General features: G+C 64.7%; 19 protein-coding genes and 1 pseudogene. 14 read left to right on the plus strand and 6 right to left on the minus strand.

Features of this window, described 5'->3' with window-relative positions:
- Nucleotides 1–203: 203 nt before the first annotated feature.
- Nucleotides 204–620 carry a hypothetical protein gene (locus ABC766_RS33385; protein WP_009866219.1) on the minus strand — a complete coding sequence of 139 codons (417 nt, stop codon included), beginning with the start codon at nucleotides 618–620 and terminating at the stop codon, nucleotides 204–206.
- A 710-nt stretch (nucleotides 621–1,330) separates the two neighbouring features.
- On the opposite strand from ABC766_RS33385, the gene ABC766_RS33390 reads away from it, so the two are divergent.
- From ABC766_RS33390 to ABC766_RS33400, 3 genes and pseudogenes are all read left to right on the plus strand, one after another.
- Nucleotides 1,331–2,740 (plus strand): hypothetical protein, encoded by a 1,410-nt coding sequence (locus tag ABC766_RS33390; protein WP_345823012.1) that lies wholly within the window; start codon nucleotides 1,331–1,333, stop codon nucleotides 2,738–2,740.
- A 37-nt stretch (nucleotides 2,741–2,777) separates the two neighbouring features.
- Nucleotides 2,778–3,686: a hypothetical protein gene (locus tag ABC766_RS33395; RefSeq protein ID WP_345823013.1), complete on the plus strand. Its 909-nt coding sequence runs from the start codon at nucleotides 2,778–2,780 to the stop codon at nucleotides 3,684–3,686.
- Between the two features lie 20 nt (nucleotides 3,687–3,706).
- Nucleotides 3,707–4,063 (plus strand): annotated as a pseudogene (locus ABC766_RS33400) (IS630 family transposase); the annotation flags it as partial.
- 9 nt (nucleotides 4,064–4,072) lie between these two features.
- Here the strand turns inward: ABC766_RS33400 and ABC766_RS33405 are convergent.
- Nucleotides 4,073–4,375, minus strand: coding sequence for a hypothetical protein (locus ABC766_RS33405; protein WP_345823014.1), 303 nt, complete (start codon nucleotides 4,373–4,375; stop codon nucleotides 4,073–4,075).
- An 881-nt stretch (nucleotides 4,376–5,256) separates the two neighbouring features.
- Here ABC766_RS33405 and ABC766_RS33415 point away from each other — a divergent pair.
- From ABC766_RS33415 to ABC766_RS33450, 8 genes are all read left to right on the plus strand, one after another.
- A complete protein-coding gene (locus tag ABC766_RS33415; protein ID WP_244537695.1) occupies nucleotides 5,257–5,592 on the plus strand; it encodes an NADH-quinone oxidoreductase subunit A in 336 nt (111 codons plus the stop codon).
- Entirely contained in the window at nucleotides 5,583–6,488 is a 906-nt protein-coding gene (locus ABC766_RS33420) for a complex I subunit 1 family protein (protein ID WP_345823018.1), read from the plus strand. Before ABC766_RS33415 ends, ABC766_RS33420 begins: the two co-directional genes overlap by 10 nt.
- Nucleotides 6,485–7,480 carry an NADH-quinone oxidoreductase subunit J gene (locus ABC766_RS33425; RefSeq protein ID WP_345823015.1) on the plus strand — a complete coding sequence of 332 codons (996 nt, stop codon included), beginning with the start codon at nucleotides 6,485–6,487 and terminating at the stop codon, nucleotides 7,478–7,480. The genes ABC766_RS33420 and ABC766_RS33425 overlap by 4 nt, the downstream gene beginning before the upstream one ends.
- Nucleotides 7,477–7,788 carry an NADH-quinone oxidoreductase subunit NuoK gene (nuoK, locus tag ABC766_RS33430; RefSeq protein ID WP_345823016.1) on the plus strand — a complete coding sequence of 104 codons (312 nt, stop codon included), beginning with the start codon at nucleotides 7,477–7,479 and terminating at the stop codon, nucleotides 7,786–7,788. Before ABC766_RS33425 ends, nuoK begins: the two co-directional genes overlap by 4 nt.
- Nucleotides 7,785–9,641: an NADH-quinone oxidoreductase subunit L gene (locus ABC766_RS33435; protein WP_345822978.1), complete on the plus strand. Its 1,857-nt coding sequence runs from the start codon at nucleotides 7,785–7,787 to the stop codon at nucleotides 9,639–9,641. The genes nuoK and ABC766_RS33435 overlap by 4 nt, the downstream gene beginning before the upstream one ends.
- Nucleotides 9,642–9,655: 14 nt before the next feature.
- Nucleotides 9,656–11,134, plus strand: a complete 1,479-nt coding sequence (locus ABC766_RS33440; RefSeq protein WP_345822979.1) for an NADH-quinone oxidoreductase subunit M — start codon at nucleotides 9,656–9,658, stop codon at nucleotides 11,132–11,134.
- Nucleotides 11,131–12,585 carry an NADH-quinone oxidoreductase subunit N gene (locus tag ABC766_RS33445; protein ID WP_345822980.1) on the plus strand — a complete coding sequence of 485 codons (1,455 nt, stop codon included), beginning with the start codon at nucleotides 11,131–11,133 and terminating at the stop codon, nucleotides 12,583–12,585. The genes ABC766_RS33440 and ABC766_RS33445 overlap by 4 nt, the downstream gene beginning before the upstream one ends.
- Before the next feature lie 226 nt (nucleotides 12,586–12,811).
- Nucleotides 12,812–13,525 (plus strand): N-acetyltransferase, encoded by a 714-nt coding sequence (locus ABC766_RS33450; RefSeq protein ID WP_345822981.1) that lies wholly within the window; start codon nucleotides 12,812–12,814, stop codon nucleotides 13,523–13,525.
- Between the two features lie 300 nt (nucleotides 13,526–13,825).
- Here the strand turns inward: ABC766_RS33450 and ABC766_RS33455 are convergent, their stop codons facing one another.
- Both ABC766_RS33455 and ABC766_RS33460 read right to left on the minus strand, forming a co-directional pair.
- Nucleotides 13,826–14,470 (minus strand): DUF1109 domain-containing protein, encoded by a 645-nt coding sequence (locus tag ABC766_RS33455; RefSeq protein WP_345822982.1) that lies wholly within the window; start codon nucleotides 14,468–14,470, stop codon nucleotides 13,826–13,828.
- The gene (locus tag ABC766_RS33460) at nucleotides 14,467–15,024 is read right to left on the minus strand and encodes a sigma-70 family RNA polymerase sigma factor (protein ID WP_345822983.1); all 558 of its coding nucleotides are present in this window, start codon (nucleotides 15,022–15,024) and stop codon (nucleotides 14,467–14,469) included. The genes ABC766_RS33455 and ABC766_RS33460 overlap by 4 nt, the downstream gene beginning before the upstream one ends.
- Before the next feature lie 1,118 nt (nucleotides 15,025–16,142).
- Between ABC766_RS33460 and ABC766_RS33465 the strand changes: the two genes are divergently transcribed.
- Entirely contained in the window at nucleotides 16,143–16,760 is a 618-nt protein-coding gene (locus tag ABC766_RS33465; protein WP_345822984.1) for a class I SAM-dependent methyltransferase, read from the plus strand.
- Between the two features lie 1,330 nt (nucleotides 16,761–18,090).
- Here ABC766_RS33465 and ABC766_RS33470 read toward each other — a convergent pair.
- Nucleotides 18,091–18,489, minus strand: coding sequence for a DUF305 domain-containing protein (locus tag ABC766_RS33470; protein ID WP_009866023.1), 399 nt, complete (start codon nucleotides 18,487–18,489; stop codon nucleotides 18,091–18,093).
- A 1,516-nt stretch (nucleotides 18,490–20,005) separates the two neighbouring features.
- Here ABC766_RS33470 and ABC766_RS33475 point away from each other — a divergent pair.
- Nucleotides 20,006–20,380, plus strand: a complete 375-nt coding sequence (locus tag ABC766_RS33475; protein WP_345822985.1) for a hypothetical protein — start codon at nucleotides 20,006–20,008, stop codon at nucleotides 20,378–20,380.
- A 246-nt stretch (nucleotides 20,381–20,626) separates the two neighbouring features.
- Here the strand turns inward: ABC766_RS33475 and ABC766_RS33480 are convergent, their stop codons facing one another.
- The gene (locus ABC766_RS33480; RefSeq protein ID WP_345822986.1) at nucleotides 20,627–20,869 is read right to left on the minus strand and encodes a hypothetical protein; all 243 of its coding nucleotides are present in this window, start codon (nucleotides 20,867–20,869) and stop codon (nucleotides 20,627–20,629) included.
- A 201-nt stretch (nucleotides 20,870–21,070) separates the two neighbouring features.
- On the opposite strand from ABC766_RS33480, the gene ABC766_RS33485 reads away from it, so the two are divergent.
- On the plus strand, nucleotides 21,071–21,307 hold the full coding sequence (locus ABC766_RS33485) for a hypothetical protein (protein WP_345822987.1): 237 nt from the start codon (nucleotides 21,071–21,073) through the stop codon (nucleotides 21,305–21,307).
- The last annotated feature ends 119 nt before the right edge of the window (nucleotides 21,308–21,426 follow it).

Here is a 21,426-nt window from a genome sequence, read left to right on the forward strand (position 1 = left end):
GGTCGGCCTGTCGTCGTCCGCTGACGAAGCCCGCTGCGGCGCACCGCTCAGAAGCCCCGGGCTCAGGCCGCATCGTCATGCCCGGCCACCGAGGCGGTGATTGTCCGATCAAGGCCGATATGGCGTCGCGCCGAGCCCGACAATCTCGGCGGTTTGCGGGTCGACCGCCATCGTAGGCCCGGTGCAGACGATCGCGACCTGCTTCACGGGGTCTGCCCGAGGATCAGGTCCGACGCGTGCCGGGAGGCCGGGTGGCCTGTGGCCGCCTGGTGCGCGACCGAGCACGCCTCGTAGTGGTCGCCCCTGGCCAGCATGGTCAAGCGCCGCTCGCCGGGAACGGCCTTCCTAATGGCCAGGAGCGCGCGTCCTGACGGCCACGACACCACCTTGGCACCCGGCTCGGTTTGCGGCTGACCGTATCGCCGCACGCCCTCACGGTAGATGGCCTCGTAGCGCGACGGCAGTTCGGCCTCCGAGAGCGGACGGCTGAGCCAGATGACCTGCTGCAGGCCCTCGTCCCGACAGACTTCCAGGATGATCTCGTCCGTATCGATGCCCGCGGCCAGCGGACGGTCGTGGAAGTAGGTCAGCGCGGTGATGTTCGCCTCGCGGTCGACCATCGAGGGCTTCGGCACCGTGTCGATGGGCCCCCAGGACAGGCCAAACGGGGCTTCCTGAGCATGAGCTCCGTGCAGACATCCGAGCAAAAGCAGGGTCGACAGGGCGCTGCATCTCATCGTCGTCTCTCCCTCCGTTGATCCGCGACGCCCCTGCACGTCGTCGCGGGAGCGCGACTGAACCATGGATTGCGATCACGAGCGGTGCTTTCGGACCGAACACGAGGCTCTGCAGGAATACCCAGAGATCATTGATGTTGGGCTCGAGCACGACCGTGCGCAACCATTCCTTGCAGCGCTGGTTCTCTCGTCGCTATCCCCGGTTCCAGGGCGAGATGATCTTCTCATTGATCGCTCGGGCGGTGGGCATGATGGAGCAGATCGTCCCGCGACTGCGGACGCCACGCGCTGGCGCAGAACAACCGAAAAGGTTGTGGGCATGACCACCCCCTTGCCCCGGGAACCCCCAGCGGCTCAACACAGCTTCCGATCGTACGAGCTGCGCTCCAGATGAATACTCTCAGACGTGTGCCAGGCACCAGCTTGATGATCTCGAGCCGCGCGGTCGCCCATCCAGGCACAACGTGGATTTTGACTTATATTAATGTGGCTGAACTGCCGCACAATCTAAAATTCGCTCGAAAATGGCACTTCCAATTTGATCGGGATAGAGCCGTTCTGTCTACTCCGGTGGGATATCGGAGGACAAACGCATGCGGACACTCTCGCGACGCGGGCTACTCACGGGAGCTAGCGGCCTTGCCGCCCTCATGCTGCGACCAAAGCTCGGTTGGGCGCTCGAGAAGCGCAATGATGTCGACTTCCTGCGCGGTCCCTATAACGAGGCATTTTTCTTTCGGCACAACTTTGCATATCGCATCGGTGCCGGCATGCATTTCTTTCATTCGAAGCAGCACGATCTGCTTCAGCTGACGCCGTTCGAAGAGCATGCCGAAGTCGACGCTCGCTTCGACAAGGAGGCGACCGGATACGTCATCGATCCGCCCCTGACAGAGCCGACGATGGAATATTATTCCAGCTATATTTCACGGGCGATGTATACGCTCTTCCGTACGATCGACTGGACCCACATGCATCATGAGCAGACCTACGACATCATGTCGGACAAAGGTATCTCGTGGGTCGACAAGAAAATTTGGACGGACCGCGCGGTCCGCTACTACCTTGACGCTCAGCAGGCCGGCATTCCGCGAAGCGTCGCACCGCTCGAACTGACTATGCGCCGCGTCGGCATCATGATGAAGCCATATTTCAACTATTTCCGGAACTTTTACCCGCGCGACCAAGCGTTATTCTACGTCGCGCACTGGTGGCACCCGGCTGTCTACGAAGCTTTTATGATCTCGGGTAACCGCGACCAAGAGATCGCGGTCAAGGGCGTCGAGGATGTCATGTACCGCGAGATCCTGCCGAACCGCCCCGGCCGAATGGTGCTGTCGCGCGAGATCATGCCGCGCTACGCGCGCATGAGCCCGGAGAGCGCGAACATCTTCGACAACCTGCACATGCTGCACGGCATCGCCTACTCGATCCTCGCCTACAAGGGCTGGTCGATCGAGGAGAAGCGGGACGAGATGTACCGCGTGATCGAGGCTATGGGCTATCAGCCTGGGGACGAGGCCTACGCGACCAAGTTCCATGAGCCCTATCCTACCTACGACCCACGCACCTACCCGGCCTGGGTGCGCTCTCCTGAAGGCGCGATGGGCAAGATCATGATGGAGATGCTCATGGAGATGCTGCCCATGATGTATCCGCAGGGCCTCTCGAAGATGCAGAAGGCCGCCATCATGCAGCAGATGATGAAGAGCGGTCGGCTCGGCATCGAGCCCGGCGAGCTTCCCGGTTCTCTGCGCGACGCGATCATGCAGGTCGCCCCCGGCATGACGATGATGCCCGGTGCAACAGCGCCGGGCGAGACGCCGCAGATGATGACCGACATGATGGTCGCGAACTGGAAGCGAAAGGCCGAGCGGATGCCAAGCATCCCTCCCATCGACATGCGCGTCGAGCCGACCCTCGTAGCACCACCGGTGCCGCGCCCCGAACCCTCCGCACCTCCTCCTTCCTTGCCGGCAGCCGTGTCCCTTCTCACACCGTGATCGCGTTCACATCACTGCCCGGACAAGGAAAATCGTCATGAAGCCCATGCCACACAACAGCATTCCCGGTCGATCTATCGCTGCGGAACTCGCTCTCGCCCTGCTTGCCGCCACTTCCCTCAATCTTGTGTTCCCGGATACCGTTTCGGCCGCCGATCACACCAACCTTGAGGAAGGCCTGCCCGTCACCATCGAGGACGCCTACGCGATCAAGCAGAATGCGATCGAAGCACAGGGCTACTTTCAGTACGACCGCACGCGCCGGGATCCCGAGGGCAAGGACCGCTTCTGGGTGGTGCCGCGCCTGGAATTCGGTCCGTTGCCAAATACGCAATTCACGATCGAGGTGCCTTATCGGTTCGGCGATGCGAGCGAGACGCAGCAGGGCGAGTTCCGCTCGCAGCTTCTCTACAATTTCAATACGGAAGGCCGCGTCCTGCCGGCGTTTGCGGTTTCAGGCACCGTGTATCAACCATTTGGCTATCAGAGTGGCGGCACGGAAACCGAGTTGAAGTTTCTCGCGACAAAATCTTTGGACACATTGGACCCGAGCGGATCCTCGCCCTATTCGTATGTGCCACGACGCCTGCACTTCAACGCGTCCTGGTTCCACAATTACGATCCGCTCACCGGACCGAACGCCGAGCGGCAGGACCGCTACCGTGTCGGCGTCGCCTATAGCCAGCCGCTCACGAATGACCTGCTCCTCGTCACGGACGTGTACCGCGAGACTGATCGTGCTCGGCGCAGTGCCATCAACATCGCGGAACTCGGCGTGCGCTATCAACTGACGCCGCAGACGATCCTCACAGGCGCGGGTGGCGTCGGGTTTGGAGGGGACCGGAGCCAGGATTTCCGCTTCACGTTCGGCTTTCAGCGGACCCTCAGCACCCCGGCCGACTACCCTTATCTAATCAGGCCCACCTCGATGTTCGGTCAGCCGTAAGTTGACGCCCTTCCTATGGGTTCCTGCGCTTCCTCAACGCCGTTGAGGCTGCGGTGCCAGCCGGAAAGGTCGTCCACGTGGTGCTCGACAACTGTCGCACCCGCACCCACGCGAAGGTGTAAAGGGCCTGGCTATCGCGCTACCCGCGTTGGGTGTTCCACTTCACCCTGACCTCCGCCTTCTGACTCACCGCGGTCGAGGGCTTTTTCTCGGCGCTCTCGCGTCGGCGACTGCGGCGTGAGACGTTCACTGGGATCGTCGATTTGCAGGCGACAATCAAACCCTACATCGCCGAGCACAACGAACGACCCAGACCCTTCATCTGGACCAAGCCCGCAGCCGCCATCCTCAGCAGCCAGGCTGTATCATCCGTCTGAACCAGAGCACTAGTTTTTTGGATCGCTTCCGCCCTCGGGGCGTTTCGTACGGCACGTCGAGCCCGGAGAAACCCCATGAAACTGACACTTGCCGCATTCGCGGCCGCTGCGGCCCTGGCGCTGACACCAGCTGGAGCATCGGCACAGCACGTTGACGTTGGCCCCGGAGGAGTTGGTGTCTCCGGAGATCACCACGACGATCGTCATGAGGTTGTTCACGAGCACGAGGAACATCATGATGATCATCCAGTCGTGCGCGACCATCATGACCATCATGACGAGGGCCATCACGAGACGGTTATAGAGCATCACTGACCTAGTAGGCTCGCGGAGCGGTTACTGTGCGGTAGTGATAAGCGCACCATCTGGACGAACCAGCGCTCGTGAGGCGGGTTGAGGCGCTTCACGAACGGTGCATGGCTGGTTCATCGGAGGTCTGAGGCACAAAGATGAACCAGCCATCTAGACCGAGACAGAAGTAAGCAGAAATCAAATCGCACATGTTTGGCACGCCCCATAGTCAGTTATCGACGACAAATTATACCTTTGTTGTGCTGGAAATTTTGCGCTGAGCAAGGACAACATCGCCGATCTGTACTTCCACAAGGCATCTCCGGTTCGACGCATCTGAGTTAGTCAAGGAGCTTCTGAAAGATGGCCAGAAGCAGCTGACCGGCGACACGCCCCGAGTGGCTACGGACAGAGTGCGGGACCTGCATCGTGAAGCGGGTCGTCGAAGGAAGTCGTAGCCGATCCCTTCTCCGAGAACCGCTTGCTCAATGTGATGAGCCGCTCCTTCTGCAAGGCTTAGCTCTGTGGTGGCTTGAACGTCTTGGCGGCGCATGCGTTTCGTCCGTCTAACCTGATGGGAGGCGATGCCGAGTGACACGCTTTGAACCACTCGGGATCCGTTAACGGAGTCCCGTCGGCCGAGGACGAAGGCGCCGCAGAGGACCTTCCGTGCACGGCCTTAGCATTTTGCGACGGCACCAGAACGGAAGGTGTTTCTCGACAGCATCCACACATACGAGCCTCAAAAGGCATCAAGAGACATCTAAAGAGCGGCTGTTCAATCGAACCAGACGATCGTGACGCACTTGATCGGTCTCGTCGGGGTTATGGGATCAAAGCGTGTGTGATCGCTGACGGCGTGGACCGCGCCAGCAGGCATACGGAACCGAGTGAGGCGTGGCGTGCAGGCACCGTCACCAATTGCAGGCGATTACGGGTTCGTGGCGCTCGTGCTGCTCATGGCAGCCGGTCTCGCCTTGCTGGCCCTCGCAGCCTTCGCGCGGACACCCAGACGAGCCATCGGCGCTCCCCCGGCCTGGGCGCAGCTCCGCTTCGGCTACGCGGTCTACGCCCTGATCTTTCTCGCCTTCGATATGGAGATGATCTTCATGTACCCGTGGGCGGTCGTCTTCGCCGACGTCGGCGTGAGCGCCTTCCTCGACATGCTGGTCTTCATCGCGCTCCTCTCGGCGGGCATAGCCTATGCCTGGGGCATGGGTGGCCTGCGGTGGGAGTGATCGCCAGCGCCGCTGCCGTCGTGACCGCCCTGCTCCTCGGCGCCGGCCTGACCTGGGCCGTCGAGCGCCTCTTCGCCCGTCCGGGCTGGGACGCCGGCCCGACGCGCGGCGCCGAGCTCCGCGGCGGCCTCGACCTGCCCAACGCCGACCGGTGGCTGCTGCCGGCCGGCCCGGTTGTGGCGCTCGCCGGGGTCGCGCTCGCCACGGTGGTCGTGCCGTTCGGGCCCGGGCTGATCGGCCGGGATCTCGGCATCGGCCTGTTCTACGTCATCGTGGTCGTCGATTTCGTCGTGCTCGGCCTGGCGCTCGCCGACTGGGGCGCGAACACGCCTGACAGCGTGGAGGCCTTCTATCGCATCGTCGCCCAACTCGTCGCCTACGTCGTTCCGCTCGGGCTGGCCTATGTCGGCGTGGTCATGATGGCCCGTTCGCTATCGACCGTCACGGTCGTCGAGGCGCAGCGGGACCTGTGGTTCGTCGTCCTGCAACCCCTAGGCTTCCTGCTCTACCTCGTCACTGGGCTGATGCAGTCCTACCGCGCCCCGTTCCTGGAGCCGTTCGCGGACTCCATCGGCGGTGGCGTGCTCAGCGTGACCGGCGGCTGGTCCGCCCTCCTGTGGCGGGTCGCGCTCGCCGGGGTGCTCTTCGTCGTCGCGGCGATCGGAGCGGTGCTCTACCTCGGCGGCCCCTCGGGACCATGGCTGCCGGGCTGGGCCTGGATGCTGGCGAAGACCTACGCCCTGATGGCGCTGATGCTGGGGCTCGGGCGCTGCGTCCGGCCGCTCTCGACGGCCGGGATGCTGGCGCTGTCCTGGAAGGTCCTGATCCCGGCGGGTCTCGTCAACGTGCTCCTCGTCGGCGGGCTGATCCTCCTCGGCGTGGGACCGCGGGCATGACCGCGGCCTTCGAGCTGACCGCCTTCGGGGTGTGCGCCTCTATCGCCGTCGCGGGCGCGCTCGGCATGACCACGACCATGAGCATGTTCCGCTCGGGCATCTTCCTGATGGCCTCGTTCATCGGCGTCGCCGGTCTGTTCATCCTCCTGTCCGCCGACCTGATCGGGCTGCTTCAGGTCATGATGTACATCGGCGGATTTCTGGTCATGATCCTGTTCATGGTGCTGGTCATGCACGACCCCGGCGGGGCGATGATGGCCGGCATGGACATGGCCCCGCTGGAACGCTGGTCCAGCTTGGGGCTCGTCCCGCGCCAGCCCTCGGAGGCCGGACAAGACGGCCACCGACAGGGCGAAGCCGGCGACCAGGCCACCGCCACGGGTCACGGGGGCCACGCCGAGCCGGACGAGCCCCGGCAGGGCGGCGAGGCGCACGGCGAGCAGGCCCGCGCGCACGACGGAGCAGCGAAAGCCATGCCGCACGAGGCCCATGGCGGACATAGCGAGCAAGCCGACCGTCAGCACGGGCAAGCCTCTCACGAGCACGAGCATGGAGGCGGCCACGGCGGCATGGACATGGGTAAGATGGACATGTCGATGGTGACGCCCGTGCGCCCGCTCGCGGCCTGGCTCGCCCTCGGGGTCGGGATCGTGCTCGTGGGCATGCTGGTCCTGCGTCCGGCCTGGTCGGTGTCCGACGCCCTACCGGACCCGGACTCGGCGCGCCGGGTCGGACATCTCCTCATGGACAAGTACATGGTCGCCTTCGAGGGCGCCGGGTTCCTGATCCTGATCGGCGTCTTCGGCGCGGTGCTGCTCGCCCGGCCCTCGGCCTACCCGGACGACGCCTCGCGCGGCGCCCGGGTCGCGGTCGACGCCAAGCCGGAACCGATCCGGGGCGACCGCCTCGCGCCGCTGGCGGGACCGGACCGGACAGCTGGCGACGCGAGCGGGCACGAGCCCCACCACCAGCACGGGGGAGATGCGGGATGACCGTACCGCTGACCGCCTACCTCGTCGTCGGCGCGCTCTTGTTCGCCATCGGCCTCTATACCGTGGTCGCCCAGCGTTCGGCGGTCATGATCCTGATGGGTGTCGAGGTGCTCCTCAATGCCATCGGCCTGAACGTCGTCGCGTTCTGGCGCTTCACCGCGCCGGGCGACTACTCCGCGCAGATCTTCGCTATCCTGATCGTCACGGTGGGCGCCGTCGAGATGGCCATCGGGCTCGCCCTCGTCATGCTGCTCTATCGGCAGCGGCGGACGGCCGAGGTCGACGCCTACGCCGACCTCAAGCGATGATCGCACTTCTCACCGTCCCCCTCCTGCCCCTGCTCGCGGCCCTGGCCGCCCTCTGGCTCGGCCGGCGCCTGCCCTGGGGCGGGGGCGAGTTCGTGGTCGGCGCCGTCGCCCTGTCTCTGGCTGACCTCGCGCTGATGCCGCCCGGTGCCGCCTTGTCGGCGACCTGGTTCGAGAGCGGCGGCTATCGGCTCACCGTCGGGCTCGCGGCGACGCCGCTCACGTGGTTCGTCGCGGTGATCGTCGCCGGCGTCGCGCTGTGCGTCGGCCTGTACAGCTTCGGCTACATGGCCGGGCGGGATGACCGGCCACGCTTTTTCGCCGAGCTCGGCCTGTTCATCGGCGCCATGCTGACGCTCGTGCTGTCGAGCTCCCTCGCGCTCCTGTTCGCGGCCTGGGAGCTGGTCGGGTTGGCTTCGTTCCTCCTGATCGGCTTCGACCATGCCGCGCCCGGTGCCGCGGGGGCCGCCGCCAAGGCGTTCTTGATGACACGGACTGGCGACGTCGGCCTTTTGCTCGGCTGGCTCCTGGCGCTCGGCCTCGTCGGGAGCAGCGACATCGAGGCCCTCGTCGGCACCATCGAGGGCGGCGGCATCGCTCCAGGCGCAGTCACCTTGATCGCGCTCCTCATGCTGGCCGGCGCAGCCGGCAAGAGCGCTCAGTTGCCGCTCTCCGCCTGGCTGCCCGACGCGATGGTCGGACCGACTCCCGTCTCGGCCCTGCTGCACTCTGCGACGATGGTCGCCGCCGGCGTGTTCCTCGTGCTGCGCCTGTACCCGGTCTTCGCGGCGGCGCCCTTCGCGCTCGACGCGCTGTTCTGGACCGGGGCCGTCACGGCCCTGGCCGCCGGACTCATCGCCACCGCCGAGACGGACCTGAAGCGGGTGCTCGCCTGGTCCACCTGCTCCCAGCTCGGCGAGATGATGGTGGCGCTCGGCCTGGGCGGGCCGCGCGCGGCTACGCTCCACCTCGCGGCGCACGCGGCCTTCAAGTCGACCCTGTTCCTCGCCGCCGGCGTCGTGCAGGAGCGGACGGGCTCGCGAGCCCTCGACCGGCTCGGCGGCCTCGTCCGCCCTTTGCCCCTGACCGGGGCCGCCTTCCTCGTCGCGGCTCTGGCGCTGGCTGGCGTGCCGCCCTTGTCCGGGTACTGGAGCGAAGACGCGGTCCTCGCCGTCGCGTCGCGGCACGGGCCGGGGACAGGGGGCCTGATCCTGCTGCTCGTCTTCCTCGGGGGCGTCTACATCGGCCGCGCGGGGGCCGCGACCTTCCTCGGCCAAGGCAGGGCACGCGCCCCTGCCGCCGCCGGCATAAGCGGCTGGGCGATGGGCGCCGGCATGGGCGGGCTGGCGCTGGCCGCCGCGGGTCTCGGCTGGCTGCTGGCGGGCCGACTCGGTGCCGTCCTGCCCTTCGCCTCCGGGCCTGAAGCGGAGACTGGGTGGCGCAATCTCAGCATCGCCGCCGGGATCCTGGGCCTCGGCATCGGTGCGGCCCGGGGATGGGGCGGGACGCCCGCGCTCGGCCCATTCCCGACACGGCTGGCCGCCGGGCTGGCAGCGGCCACCGAGGCCCCGGCACGCTGGACCATGCGACTCGCCCGGACGATCCCGACGGTCGAAGACGCGCTCGACGCGGGCGCTCGCGGCATCGCCGGGGGTACTCGGCGCGCCGCTCGGACGACGGGGCGCGTCGAGTCGCGAGGTTTCGGGCGCGGCGGCGACCGTCTCGCCGCCGGGCTCGCCAGCGGCGGCGAGCGGCTCCGCGCCCTGCAGGCCGGCCGCCTCTATCTCTACACGCTCGGCCTGTTCGCCTGGACCGCGGCGGCGCTCGCCACCGGCGCGCTCATGCTCTGGCCCTGAGGGGAACGGACCCGATGCTCACCGCGACCATCCTCCTGCCGCTCCTCACGGGCCTCGCCGTGCTGGCGCTGCCACGTCACCGTCCGGACCTCGTCCGCCGCGTTGCCCTCGGCGGTTCGGTGCTGACGCTGGGCGCGGCGGTCATCCTCTGGACCGGCTTCGATCCGGGCGCCGGCAACCTGCAATGGCGGATGACACTACCGTGGATCCCGTCGCTCGGGGCGAGCTACGACGTCGGCGTCGGCGGCCTCTCCCTGGCGCTGATCCTGCTCACCGCGGTTCTGCTCACCGTGGTGATGGCCTACGTGCTCCCAGAGCACGACCGGGCGCACGCCCACGCCTTCCTCTTCCTCCTGCTCGCGACCGGGTTGATCGGCCTGTTCGCGGCGCAGGACCTGCTGCTGTTCTACCTGTTCTTCGAGGTCGGCCTGGTGCCGATGTACTTCATTATCGGCATCTGGGGCGGAGAGCGGCGGCGTTACGCGGCGCTCAAGTTCTTCCTCTACACCCGCGCCGGCAGCCTTGCCATGCTGCTCAGCTTCCTCGCCCTCTACCTCGCCATGGAGCCGCACAGCTTCTCGCTGCCGGCCATCGTTCAGGCGCGGCCGCTGGACCGGACCCCACTCGCGGGCGGCCTCGTCTTCCTGGCGCTCCTCCTCGGGTTCGGGGTCAAGCTCCCGGTCGTGCCGCTGCACAACTGGCTGCCCGACGCCCACGTCGAGGCCCCGACCGAGGGCAGCGTCGTGCTCGCCGGCCTTCAGCTCAAGATGGGCGGCTACGGCATGCTCGCCGTCCTGCTGCCCGCCCTGCCGGAGACCGTCGCCCGGTTCGGGTGGGTCTTGGTCGCCCTGGCCCTGGTGTCGCTCCTCTACGGGGCCCTGGCGGCGCTGGCGCAGTCCGACATGAAGCGGCTCGTCGCCTACACCTCGGTCAACCACATGGGCTTCGTCACGCTCGGCGTCGCGGTGGCGGCGCTGTCCGGGGACGAGGGAGTGCGCCGTCTCGCGCTCAACGGCGCCGCCGTCCAGATGGTCAGCCACGGCTTCCTGACCGGAGGCATGTTCCTGCTGGTGGGCATGCTTCAGCACCGCGCGGGCACGCGGGATCTCGACCGCTTCGGCGGCCTGATCGGCTCGATGCCGGTCTTCAGCGGCCTGTTCGGCCTGCTCGCCTTCGGCTCCCTCGGGCTCCCGGGCCTGTCCGGCTTCATCGCCGAGTTCCAGGCCGTCGGCGCCGCCCTGCAGCTCTCCGCCTGGGTCGCCGGGTTGGCCGTCCTCGCGCTCGTCGTCACGACCGCGGTCTACCTCCGGCTGGTGACCGGCCTGCTGATGGGGCGGGCGCCGGCGGATGCGCCGGCCCTGCCACCCCTGACTGCGGGCGAGGTCTGGTCGGCGGCCGCGCTCGCGGCTCTGTCGGTCGCGGTCGGGATCCTGCCCGCTACCCTGGTCGCGTTGCTCGACGGCACGACCGCCGCCCTGGCGCACCTCCCGTGACCGGCGGGGCGGCGATGGGCGGCTGCATGGATCTCGGGGCGGTCGCGCCCGAGATGGTCCTGGCCGGAACCGCCCTGGCCCTGGTCCCGGTCGCCGGCTGGACCCGGGGCCGGTGGCGCCGCCTTCCTGCCGCGCTCGCGTTGCTCGCCCTCCTCGCCGCGATGGGCTTGACCCTGCCCATGCTGACGGCCACGCCGCGCGACGCCTTCTGCGGTACCTACGCCGTCGACCCGTTCCGGGCCTTCTACCAGCTGGTCATCGAGGCCGGCGCCGTGGTGAGCTTGCTGTCGCTCGCCTCCCACTTCCGGGCGAGCGAGCAGGAGCCGCACCATCCGGTCGCACTGCTCATGGCGACCGTCGGGGGCATGGGGCTCGCGGCGGCCACCGACCTCGGCCTGATCGTCCTGTTCTTGCAGATGGTGAGCTTGCCCGCCTACCTGCTCGTGCTGCTCGTCCGGAGCGACGGGCCAGCCCAGGAGGCGACGCTCAAGTATTTCCTCTACGGCGCCGCCGCGCTGGCGGTGATGGCCTACGGGCTCACGTTCCTGTTCGGCCTCACCGGCAGCCTGAACCTGCGGGTCATCGGGGCGGGGCTGGCCGGCGCCGACCGAGCCTGGGTCGCGCTCGCCTTCGGCCTGGTCATCGTCGGATACGGCTTCGAGATGACGCTGGTGCCGTTCCACGTCTGGGCCCCCGACGTGTTCCAGGGCGGCACGGCGCCGGTCTCCGGCTTCGTCTCGGTCGTGCCGAAGGTGGCCGCCTTCGCCGGTCTCCTCCGCCTTCTGCTGGAGGCGATGCCGGGGGCTCTGGCTGCTTGGCCCACCGTGCTCGCCCTCATGGCGGCTGCGACGATGACCTTCGGCAATATGTTGGCACTCCGCCAGGCAAGCCTAAAGCGGCTGCTGGCCTATTCCAGCATCGCCCAGGCCGGCTATATGCTGATGGCGGTCGCGGTCGCCGGTCGCGTCCCCCAGGCGCTGCCGGCCATCGGGTACTATGTCGTGGCCTATCTCCTGATGAACCTCGCGGCGTTCACGGTGGTCGCGCGGGTCGAGCGCATGTCCGGCAGCGACGGCCTCGCGATGGTGCGCGGCCTCGGCCGGCGTGCGCCGTGGTCGGCAGCGGCGCTGACCCTCGCCCTCCTGTCGCTGGCCGGTGTCCCGCCGCTGGCGGGCTTCGCCGGCAAGGTGTTCCTGCTGTTGGCCGCCATCGACGGCGACCTCGCCTGGCTCGCCGTGCTCGCGGCCGCCAACATGGCGGTGGCGCTCTCCTACTATGTCGCCGTCATCGCCGAGATGTACTTCCGTGAGCCCGAGCGCCCCGAGGCGGTGGCGCCCGGTGTCGGGTACGCCTTCGCGCTCGGCCTGTGCTCGGCGGCGACGCTGGCCTTCGGCATCGCACCGAGCGTGCTGCGCGGCGTGGCGCAGCTGGGCGCGACGCTGCTGCGATAGCCGAACGCGATGCGGGCCGGGACGCTCCAGCGGCATGGTCGTGGAAACCGCCGGCCCAGGGGCTCCGGACTTGGCCCGGTCTCGGTCGGCCTTCGACCCGCGCACACCCGGCAGCCCCAGGGCCATGCACCGACGCGTGGCCGCCCTGCCGGGTGTCGCGGGGGCGCGGATAGCTCGGATCGATCGAGGTCCAAAAGATGCCGTTCAAGCAAGGGGAGGTCGTGCGATGCGCATCGGATCGGGCCAAGGAGCTGACTTCCGGATGGATAGGAATGAACGCCTCGATGGTCTCGGCGCCAAGGTGACACGCCGGCTACAGGAGGGACCCTACGGCAAGCGCGTCTTGATCGGTCTGCGTAGAGATTTGGCGGTACCATTTTCTACGCCGACTCCAAAGATACCGATCAGCCTGCGTGAGTTCCGCGTCGAGGACCTAGCGGTCTTATTTCCGGCCGCGGATGGCATCGCGGCCGAGCGTGAGCGCACAGATATTATGTGGCGACTGCGCAGTGTCGAAGACGGGATATTGCGCAGTCGCTGCTTCGTCGCCATCGATGAGACGTCGGACCGCCCATGTCATATCCAGTGGATCACCGACGGATACAGCGATGCGATCCGGATCACAGCCGCGCTCCCTGAATTGTCGCACGACGAGGCACTTCTGGAGAACGCCTACACCCCGAGCGCCTACAGGGGATTGGGCCTTATGCCTGCCGTCACGGGCCGGATCGCCGAACGCGCAGCAGAAAACGGCGTGCGTTTCGCAGTGGCCTTCATCGACCGACGTAACTTCGCCTCGTTGCGAGGTGGTCAGCGGGCTGGGCTCTTGCCCTGGCAAATCCAGACGCAGAGGCAATACGGCTTCGGACTAATTCGTAGGGTAAGCTTCGAGCCTATTCATGGCACACCAAATTTCAGCTATCATACGCAATGTAATTAGATGAGATAGCGTTCTTCGATAAATCAATTTTCATAATTGATCTTGCGCAGCCGTCGCCCAACAATAGGCATGATGATCGCGAGAACGTGCCGGGTGCCAGCTTGCGATAGGCGACGTAGGCCAATAAGCGTTGTAAGATTATCCCTATCAAGGCCGCGCCAGCAGCAACTGTCGCTGCTGGCGCGGCACTGGGGCCGACGGAAAGAATGTCGATGAGCCGTGAGGTTCGGCGACATCGGTTTGAGTCCTCATCGACCGATGCCGGATCGGGAGCGCTACGTGATGGCTGGTTGGGTCAGGTCACCACCGCAGGAGACGAGGTCCGAGCAGAGCACCGGCGAGGGTGCAGAACGCGATCGTGCCGCCATACCAGAGCGCCACGAATGGGACCGAGTCGTCCATGCAGTGCAGGGCGTATCCCATCGCGCTGATCCCGCCGGCGGCTAGCCCAACGAGCGCACCCGTCCGCATCAGGTCGGTCGGCGCGGCGAACCTCCGCACGGCCCAGACCAGGATGGCGAAGGGCACCACGGCGATGATCGGGATCGACACGAGGCATTCCAGCCACATGTGGCCGACGAGCATGCGGTTCCAGTGCGAACTCGGTGCCGAGGTAAGGCTGAGCGCGGCCAGCATTATGATCCCGAGAAATGGTCCCGCGGTGACCCAGACTCGGATCCTGCTCTCACCACCCGGACGGCCGACCTTGGCCAACATCCACCCGGCCAAGAGGACGATGCCGGCGCCGAAGGCGACCTTCAGGAGCAGGAAACCGAGCACGCCGGGCTGGTGGAGGTCCGATCGGACTCCGAGCGACAGGAGCGCAACGCAGAGCGCCGCCACCGCGCCGAGTGCCGCGGCGAGGCCGAGGCCGCGCTTGAGCCGATGTTGGTCGGTCGGCTCGACGTTCGTGCTCAGCAGCTCGATCAACTCGTTCGTTCTCATCGTCCCCTTCCTTGGCTGATGACGGCCGCCATGGCCTTGAGACCGCGGTGGACGCTGACTTTGATGGCGGATTCCGACATGCCGCATCGACTGGCCGCCTCGGCGACACTCAGGCCGTCGAGCTTCACGTAGCGGATCGCGCGGCGCATCTTCTCAGGCAACCTAGCCAGGAGCTGATCCAGGTCGTGCGCGCTCTCGGCGCCGGCATGGTCGTCCTGCGCCTCGAAGTCGCCCGCAGCCTCAATGGGCACATCGGCCATTGAGGCGCGCGTGCGGCGCAGGTAGTCGATCAGCTTGTAGCGGGCGATGGCCTGCACCCAAGGGGTGAACGGCTGGTCCACGTCGTAGGTATGCCGGCGCGTATGGATCGTCATCAGCGCGTCCTGCACGAGGTCCTCCACCTCGGCTGGGCTTCGCCCGATGCGGGCAAGCTTACCGCGATAAAAGGCACGCAGATGCCGGCTCAGTCGGTCGAGAACCACCCGGTATGCAGCCGTGTCGCCGTCCAGACTGGCCCTCATCAGGCCCCTGAGCTCTCCTTCGCTGGCGATCATAATGGCCTTACCATCAAGTTCGGAGGGTATGCGTCAACGGTTACAGTTACCCGCCCGCGCGATGGCGGTCCTTCCAATTCATGGCGGCCCACGATGCGGGCCAAGGTCCGAGGCCTGCAGCCAGACGCCGGAGCGTAAGCGGTACGGTTTCGCGCGCGTCCACGCCCGAAGATCGTTGGCCTTGGGGTTGGGGCACGGTGGAATGGCATCGATCTCGTCCTGAGTGTCGTGAGGGCCCCGTCCTCGACGAAGTTCTGAACGCGAAGTCGCGCCTGCCATAGTCGCACGCACGATGACGAGCGCGCCGGCTGGACCGGCGCACTTAACTCAGGACCGAGGTCTTGAAAGGAAAAGGATCGGGCGGCCTCCGCGAATTCGCCCTTTCATCATCTGCGAGCGCGTACGCGATTGATGTCCCGACGACCCAGGTTCAAGGGCCGGGCGGGCTGTATCACCCGCCGCACAGCCATCGCAACATTCGCAACCATCGGGCATCGGTGGCTGTATCGCCGCGACGGGCGTGGCGGCTTTCACGCCAGCCGCCTGCACAATATGCAACGCGAACCACGCCCCAAGGGCGAGGGTCAGTAACCACGCACGAGTAGAATAGGACCGCAGTCAGGACAGCGGACCGAGCGGAACAGGCAGCCAAACGCCTTGAAACCCTGCATCGAGGCGGAGGCCGCAATTTAACGCCCGTGCGGGGGCCGCAGAGCCGGACGGGCGGTGCTGCGGCGGGGCGCTCGCTCCTGTCCTGGCATCTGTCCAAGACATGCGCCTGCGCCGCCAGGGTTGCCTTTGGCCAGCGTCGTGGCGGCTGCCGACTTTGTAACGAAATGCCGGGCGGCTTCGAAATTTTCAGCGGGTTCGAGCCCGATAGGCGGATCGAGGCCGGCATTTGCGGCGGCTTATGGGACGATGCCGGATTGCCGGTTCAGGATCGAGCCGGCACGTGGAGGATCGGGGGTTTGCCGGAGAACCGGAAAAGGCTTTCGGATACAGCCGGATCCAGACTCTGCTTGTTCGGTACCGAATGGGAGCGGCATAGTCGTACGATCGCGGTCGCGTCCTGGCAGCTCCTCCTCCCTGTGGTTCATTGAACCGGAAAGATCTGGACCATGGGCTTCTACGCGCGCCGCATCTTCCCCTTCCTCGTCGACTATGCCTTGCGGAACGAAGAGGCTGCTGCCTGCCGCGCGCGGCTCGTTCCGCAGGCGCACGGCACCGTGCTGGAGGTGGGCATCGGATCGGGTCTGAACGCTCCTTTATACACGGCCCAGGTTAATCGGGTGGTCGGTATCGATCCGTCGCCGGCGTTGCTCGGCAAAGCGCGCGGCCGGCTTGGCGCGAGTGCCGCCCCGATCCTGTTGGCGTGTGCCCTTGCCGAAAGCATCCCGCTCGCGGGCGGCAGCATCGATACCGTGGTCATGACCTGGACCCTTTGCAGCCTCCGCGAGCCACGAACCGGCCTCGACGAGATCCGCAGGGTGCTGCGCTCCGACGGGCAGTTATTGTTCATCGAGCATGGCTTGGCGCCCGACGCGGAGGTCGCGCGCTGGCAACGCCGTCTGGACCCGCTGTGGACCCGTATCAGTTGTCACCTTGAGCGTCCGGTCGACCGCCTTCTCGAAGAGGCAGCCTTTGTGATCGAGGCGATGCAGACGAGTTATGTCGGCGGAGGTCCCCGGATGCTGAATTACCTCTACCAAGGTCGGGCCCGGCCCGCTCTCATATGAGCAAGACGGCTTCAGTGCAGCCCGGTCCCGTGAGACTGCGGCCCGTGGGCACTCGGCGCATGGGCCCGCATGTCTGCCGAGCCAAACATGGGGCAACCGCTGTGCAGGGGACTGCCAAGGTGGGTGCCTCAGTAGCTGCAGCTGGACCGGTGTACATCATCTTTGAGAGCCGGTTCGCTCAGGATCTGTTCTGCGCCGTGCCGACAAGCTGCGTAATCCCGCCCTTTCTCCTCGGCACAGCTTGGCTGTTCCGAGGTACCCTCGGGAAGAGAGGCTTTAGATTGCCCGATTTTGACACCGCATCGGCCCGAACCGCGGCGCGGCGTGACGGCTTTTATCTATTTACGTCGTCAGCACATAAGGGCAGCACACAAGGCTCAGGTTAATACGGATTACCGAATGATATCGAGTGCCGGCTGACGAGGCCTCTATGTCCATCAAGTGATGATCCGGCTGAGCCTATAGAATTTGCGATCATTAGGCGAGATCCAGGCCGAGCTCATTCGGGATCTGGCAAGAATTGTAATTTTACATCAATTTTCCCCTAATGCAACTTATAAAACGGCGCTCGTCAGAACGGTGCGCAGCCTTCGTTACAATTGATGACTGACCGTTCTGGACGAACAGTTCAAACGCTCTGGGCCGGATCTGTCATTTTTTATATTAAATCCGACTATCTGAGGAGTGTCTATGCCGGTTATGTCAGTCACTTTCGATTTTACGACGGAAGATCAGAGATTATATCAATCTGCGCCCGCAGAATTTGTTGAAGAGCTGCACCGTGGACGCAGACACGATCAGATACGCTTCGATGGAAACCGGTGCTTTATAAATACGCCTGAGACTATATTTGAATTTTCGAGGCGCCTAATAAACCGGAATAAGTTTATAATCGACCAGGCTCGCATCGTGATAGTTGACGAGAATTCCAGGAAAATATGTGTGCTCGGTGGGTGCGACATGCAAATTTTCGAAACCTTTAAATCCTATGAATTGATCGATATTTCGGAATGTGCATAAATAATAGCTCTCAGTAGGAAGGTTGTGTCACATTCATATCCAAACACAGGAGAAGTGAATTATATTGGTAGGTCCGTTCATAAACTCAAACGAATTTTCAACTTTCCTGCGAAATTCCTCTCCTCTGCTTGAATCACGATATGATTGACGATATTCGAGCCGCGCTTGAGGAATTAAATTGCCCAAGATACTTAGCTAACAAAACATTGAGTTCAAATGCCAAGGCCCAGCCTCCGCCAATATCATGAGTTATGAATAATCGACGGAAGCCAGTTCAGAAATTGATCATTCGCGATTATGCAAACGAGATCTATTGTTTCTCCTTTTTGATCATCATCTTCACTTCTTTGATGCTCTTTTCATTCTCCTCCATCGCCTTTCGAGCTTCCTTGCGCACGTTCTCGTCCTTGATGTGTTTCAGCGCGATCTCGGACATGTCCACCGCTCCTTGGTGATGGGCGGCCATGCTCTTGAGCCAGGCGACGTCCGGATCGGCATCCATCATCCCTTCCATCATCGCCTTGTTCATTTTGTCCATGGCGGCCATGGACTCCTTCTGCATCGGGTTCATGGTTTTCACGTCCGCGCCTTTCATATCCATGCCTTTCATGTCCGACATGGATCCACTCTGGCCCTGCTGAGCCAGGGCTGGAGCGAGGCTGGAAGCTGACAGGAGAACGGCAACCAGGCCGGTGCGCATCAGGGTCATGAGGTCGTCTCTCGCTCGTGCGGTTCGTGACCGGTCCAACCGAGCAACTGCAGAAATGTTCACGCGAGCTATTTCAAATGTGACGGTAATATCGTCGGCTGGCGACTCAACATCCTCTGTGCCTACAACGATGGAGGAGGAATTCTTGTCCTCCACGATTTCCGCCGGCGGCTGCAGAGCTGTTTGGTCATGATCGTCGGCCGGTTCGGCAGACCCTCGGCGATGGGCGGACAATCGTGGTGTGCGACGAACCGCCTGGTGTACACGGTGCACCTCTCGGCGTCGGATCAGCACTCTCCGTGCTGGAGGCGCCAGGAACCTGCGAGCCATCCAGAGTGGCAGGCCCGATGAGGAACGACAGGCGCGACGTCGCGTTCGCCCATGATCCTGCTCACCTGCGGGTGAGGCGATACCGATCTGAGGGATCTGACATGGGCACGAGAACGGTTCTGGCTATTGCAGCCGCTCTTCTTCTGACGGCACCCTCCGCTGTTCTGGCGCAAGCCGGCGGCGGAGCCGGAGGTGCTGCCGGAGGTGCTGCCGGGGGTGCTGGGTCCGCAGGCGGTGCCGGTGGCGGCGCGGGCGGCGGTGCTGGTGCTGGAATGGGCGCAGCCGGCGCCTCGGGGGCTGGATCGGCGCGAGGCGGGACTGCGGGCGCCGGTGGTCAGGCTGGCGGCGGTGGGACTGATACGAGCGGAGCCACCGGTGTCCCAGGCGGCATCAAAGGTTCCTCGACCCCCGCCGGGCGGTACTGAGCCCACGGGACAGTGAAGACCCTCGGGCCATGCGCGGAGTCTGTTCGGCGAAGCGGGGCACCTCGAACTGGGAGGCGAACGTGAGTCGAGACCTTGACAAGTCGCAAACGGCCTCACGCGGCAGCGATGCCGGGCATGTCTCCCCTGGCTTGGTGGCGCGCGTGCGCGGGCGTTCGGTCTCGCTCATTCTGGCACTGGTCAGCGCCCTGCTCGTCACCCCGGCGGATGCGGGTCCTTGCAGTCAAGAGGTTGCCGCCTACGAACAGGCCATGAGCGAGCTGCCAGGAACAACCGGACACCAGAGTGTCCGCGCTCAGCTGCATCGCCAGCCGACCCCGGAGTCCTTGACCCGCTCCAGAAGCCGGGCCGCCGAGGACGAGCGCGAGGACCGTGCGGCGCTAGAGCGAGCTCGGGCTGCGGATGCCAGAGGTGACCGCGCAACCTGCCTGAAAGCCCTGTCTGAGGCACAACGGCCCTGAAGGGTCTGCGTCGAACGAACATCCCGCCCGACACGCGGATCAAGCCAAAACATCGAAGGCGTCTTCCGTACCGCAATAAGCATATTTTAGAACCTGTGCGTTTGAGAGTGCAAATGTATAAATTATAAATTCTCGTTCATGTCGTGTTCAAGCGGTGAGGCGGATCCTTTTTCTCAAATTTCGTGACAAAGTGGGCATTTCAATTAGAGGATAACATCAATGAACATGACCCGAGAACTAAAAGTATTCCTTGGCGTCATCTTGACGGTTCTTGCTGTCGGGGTGAGCTTTGTCACGAGCTCGAACCCAGCATATGCCCAGGGCTTCGGCCATTATGGAGGCGGGCACCGGGGACATGGTGGCCATGGCGGATATGGCCACGGCTTCTACGGCGGTCATGGCGGATATGGTCACGGCTTCTACGGTGGCCACGGCGGATATGGTCACGGCTTCTACGGCGGCCACGGCGGATATGGCCACGGCTTCTACGGCGGCCACGGTGGATATGGCCACGGCTTCTACGGCGGCCACGGCGGATATGGCCACGGCTTCTACGGCGGCCACGGTGGATATGGCCACGGCTTCTACGGCGGCCACGGCGGATATGGCCACGGCTTCTACGGCGGCCACGGTGGATATGGCGGCCATCACGGGTGAGGCTCCGAGCTTCAAGGCTACGGCGCTGGTGCTTGATTGCGGCTGGCCTGATCGGCGGCCCGGCTCTCGGAGCCAGGCCGAAATGCCTCTATCCCGGTCACGGTGAGCGCGGCACGCGGCGCGTTTGATCCATAACCGCGCCGACCTCTGCCGTCTGAGATCGCGTGCGAACGGATCCTTTCTCGTCGGTGGGACGTTGCAGCGATCGGTTTATCCCGAGGAGTTCATAAAGTGATCAAGACAGCGTCATTGATAGCCCTCCTGGCCGCCTCCGGCTTCGCGCTCGCGCCCGCTGCGGCCTCGGCGCAGGCCATCGAAATCGGTCCGGGCGGCGTCGGCGTCCACGGCGACCGCCACGGCGACGATGTGCATCATACACCGGCCGTGGAACGGCACGTGGTCGAGGATACCCACACCGATCACGGCGGCGGTCATGTCGAAGAGCGCCATGAGACGAGTCACGAGGGCTCTCACGGCGATCGGGATCATCACTGATCGCAGAGGCGATCGATCCGAGATGTTGTACAAAGGCCGCCCCAATTTGGGCGGCCTCCTCTCCACACGATCCGAGCGTTGAGCCACGCGCTTCCGTGACGGCCGATTTTGAACGAAGCCGAATGTCAGGCGTTCTGAGCCTTGCTCATGTCGAGTCAAACCCAGGTGGGGTACTCTCGCCTCAGGATCCAAACCATGAAGATGTTGACACTTGCGGCCGGTCTGACGGCGCTCACCCTGGCTGGTGCCGCACAGGCGGCCCCAGTTCCGGTTCAGCCCGGCGTCGACGCAGCACGGGGGGACGTCATCCAAGTGCGCGACCGTTCGATGGGACATGGGAGCATGCGGGGCATGAGCCACGGCAACAAGCGTGGCGTGCGCCACGGCAACATGGGCCACGGCAGCATGCGTGGGATGAACCACCGCATGTAAGCTGAAGACTCGACTCCATCCTCCCTGTAGCTTAGGCATTTCAAGCGACAGGTTCGAGATCAGTCGTCTCTCTTCCAATCTCCCGCCGAAATCGAGCGCGCGTGATCGCAGAGTTCCGT

The organism is Methylobacterium fujisawaense (genome assembly GCF_039619325.1).
GTDB classification, from domain to species: Bacteria; Pseudomonadota; Alphaproteobacteria; order Rhizobiales; family Beijerinckiaceae; genus Methylobacterium; species Methylobacterium fujisawaense.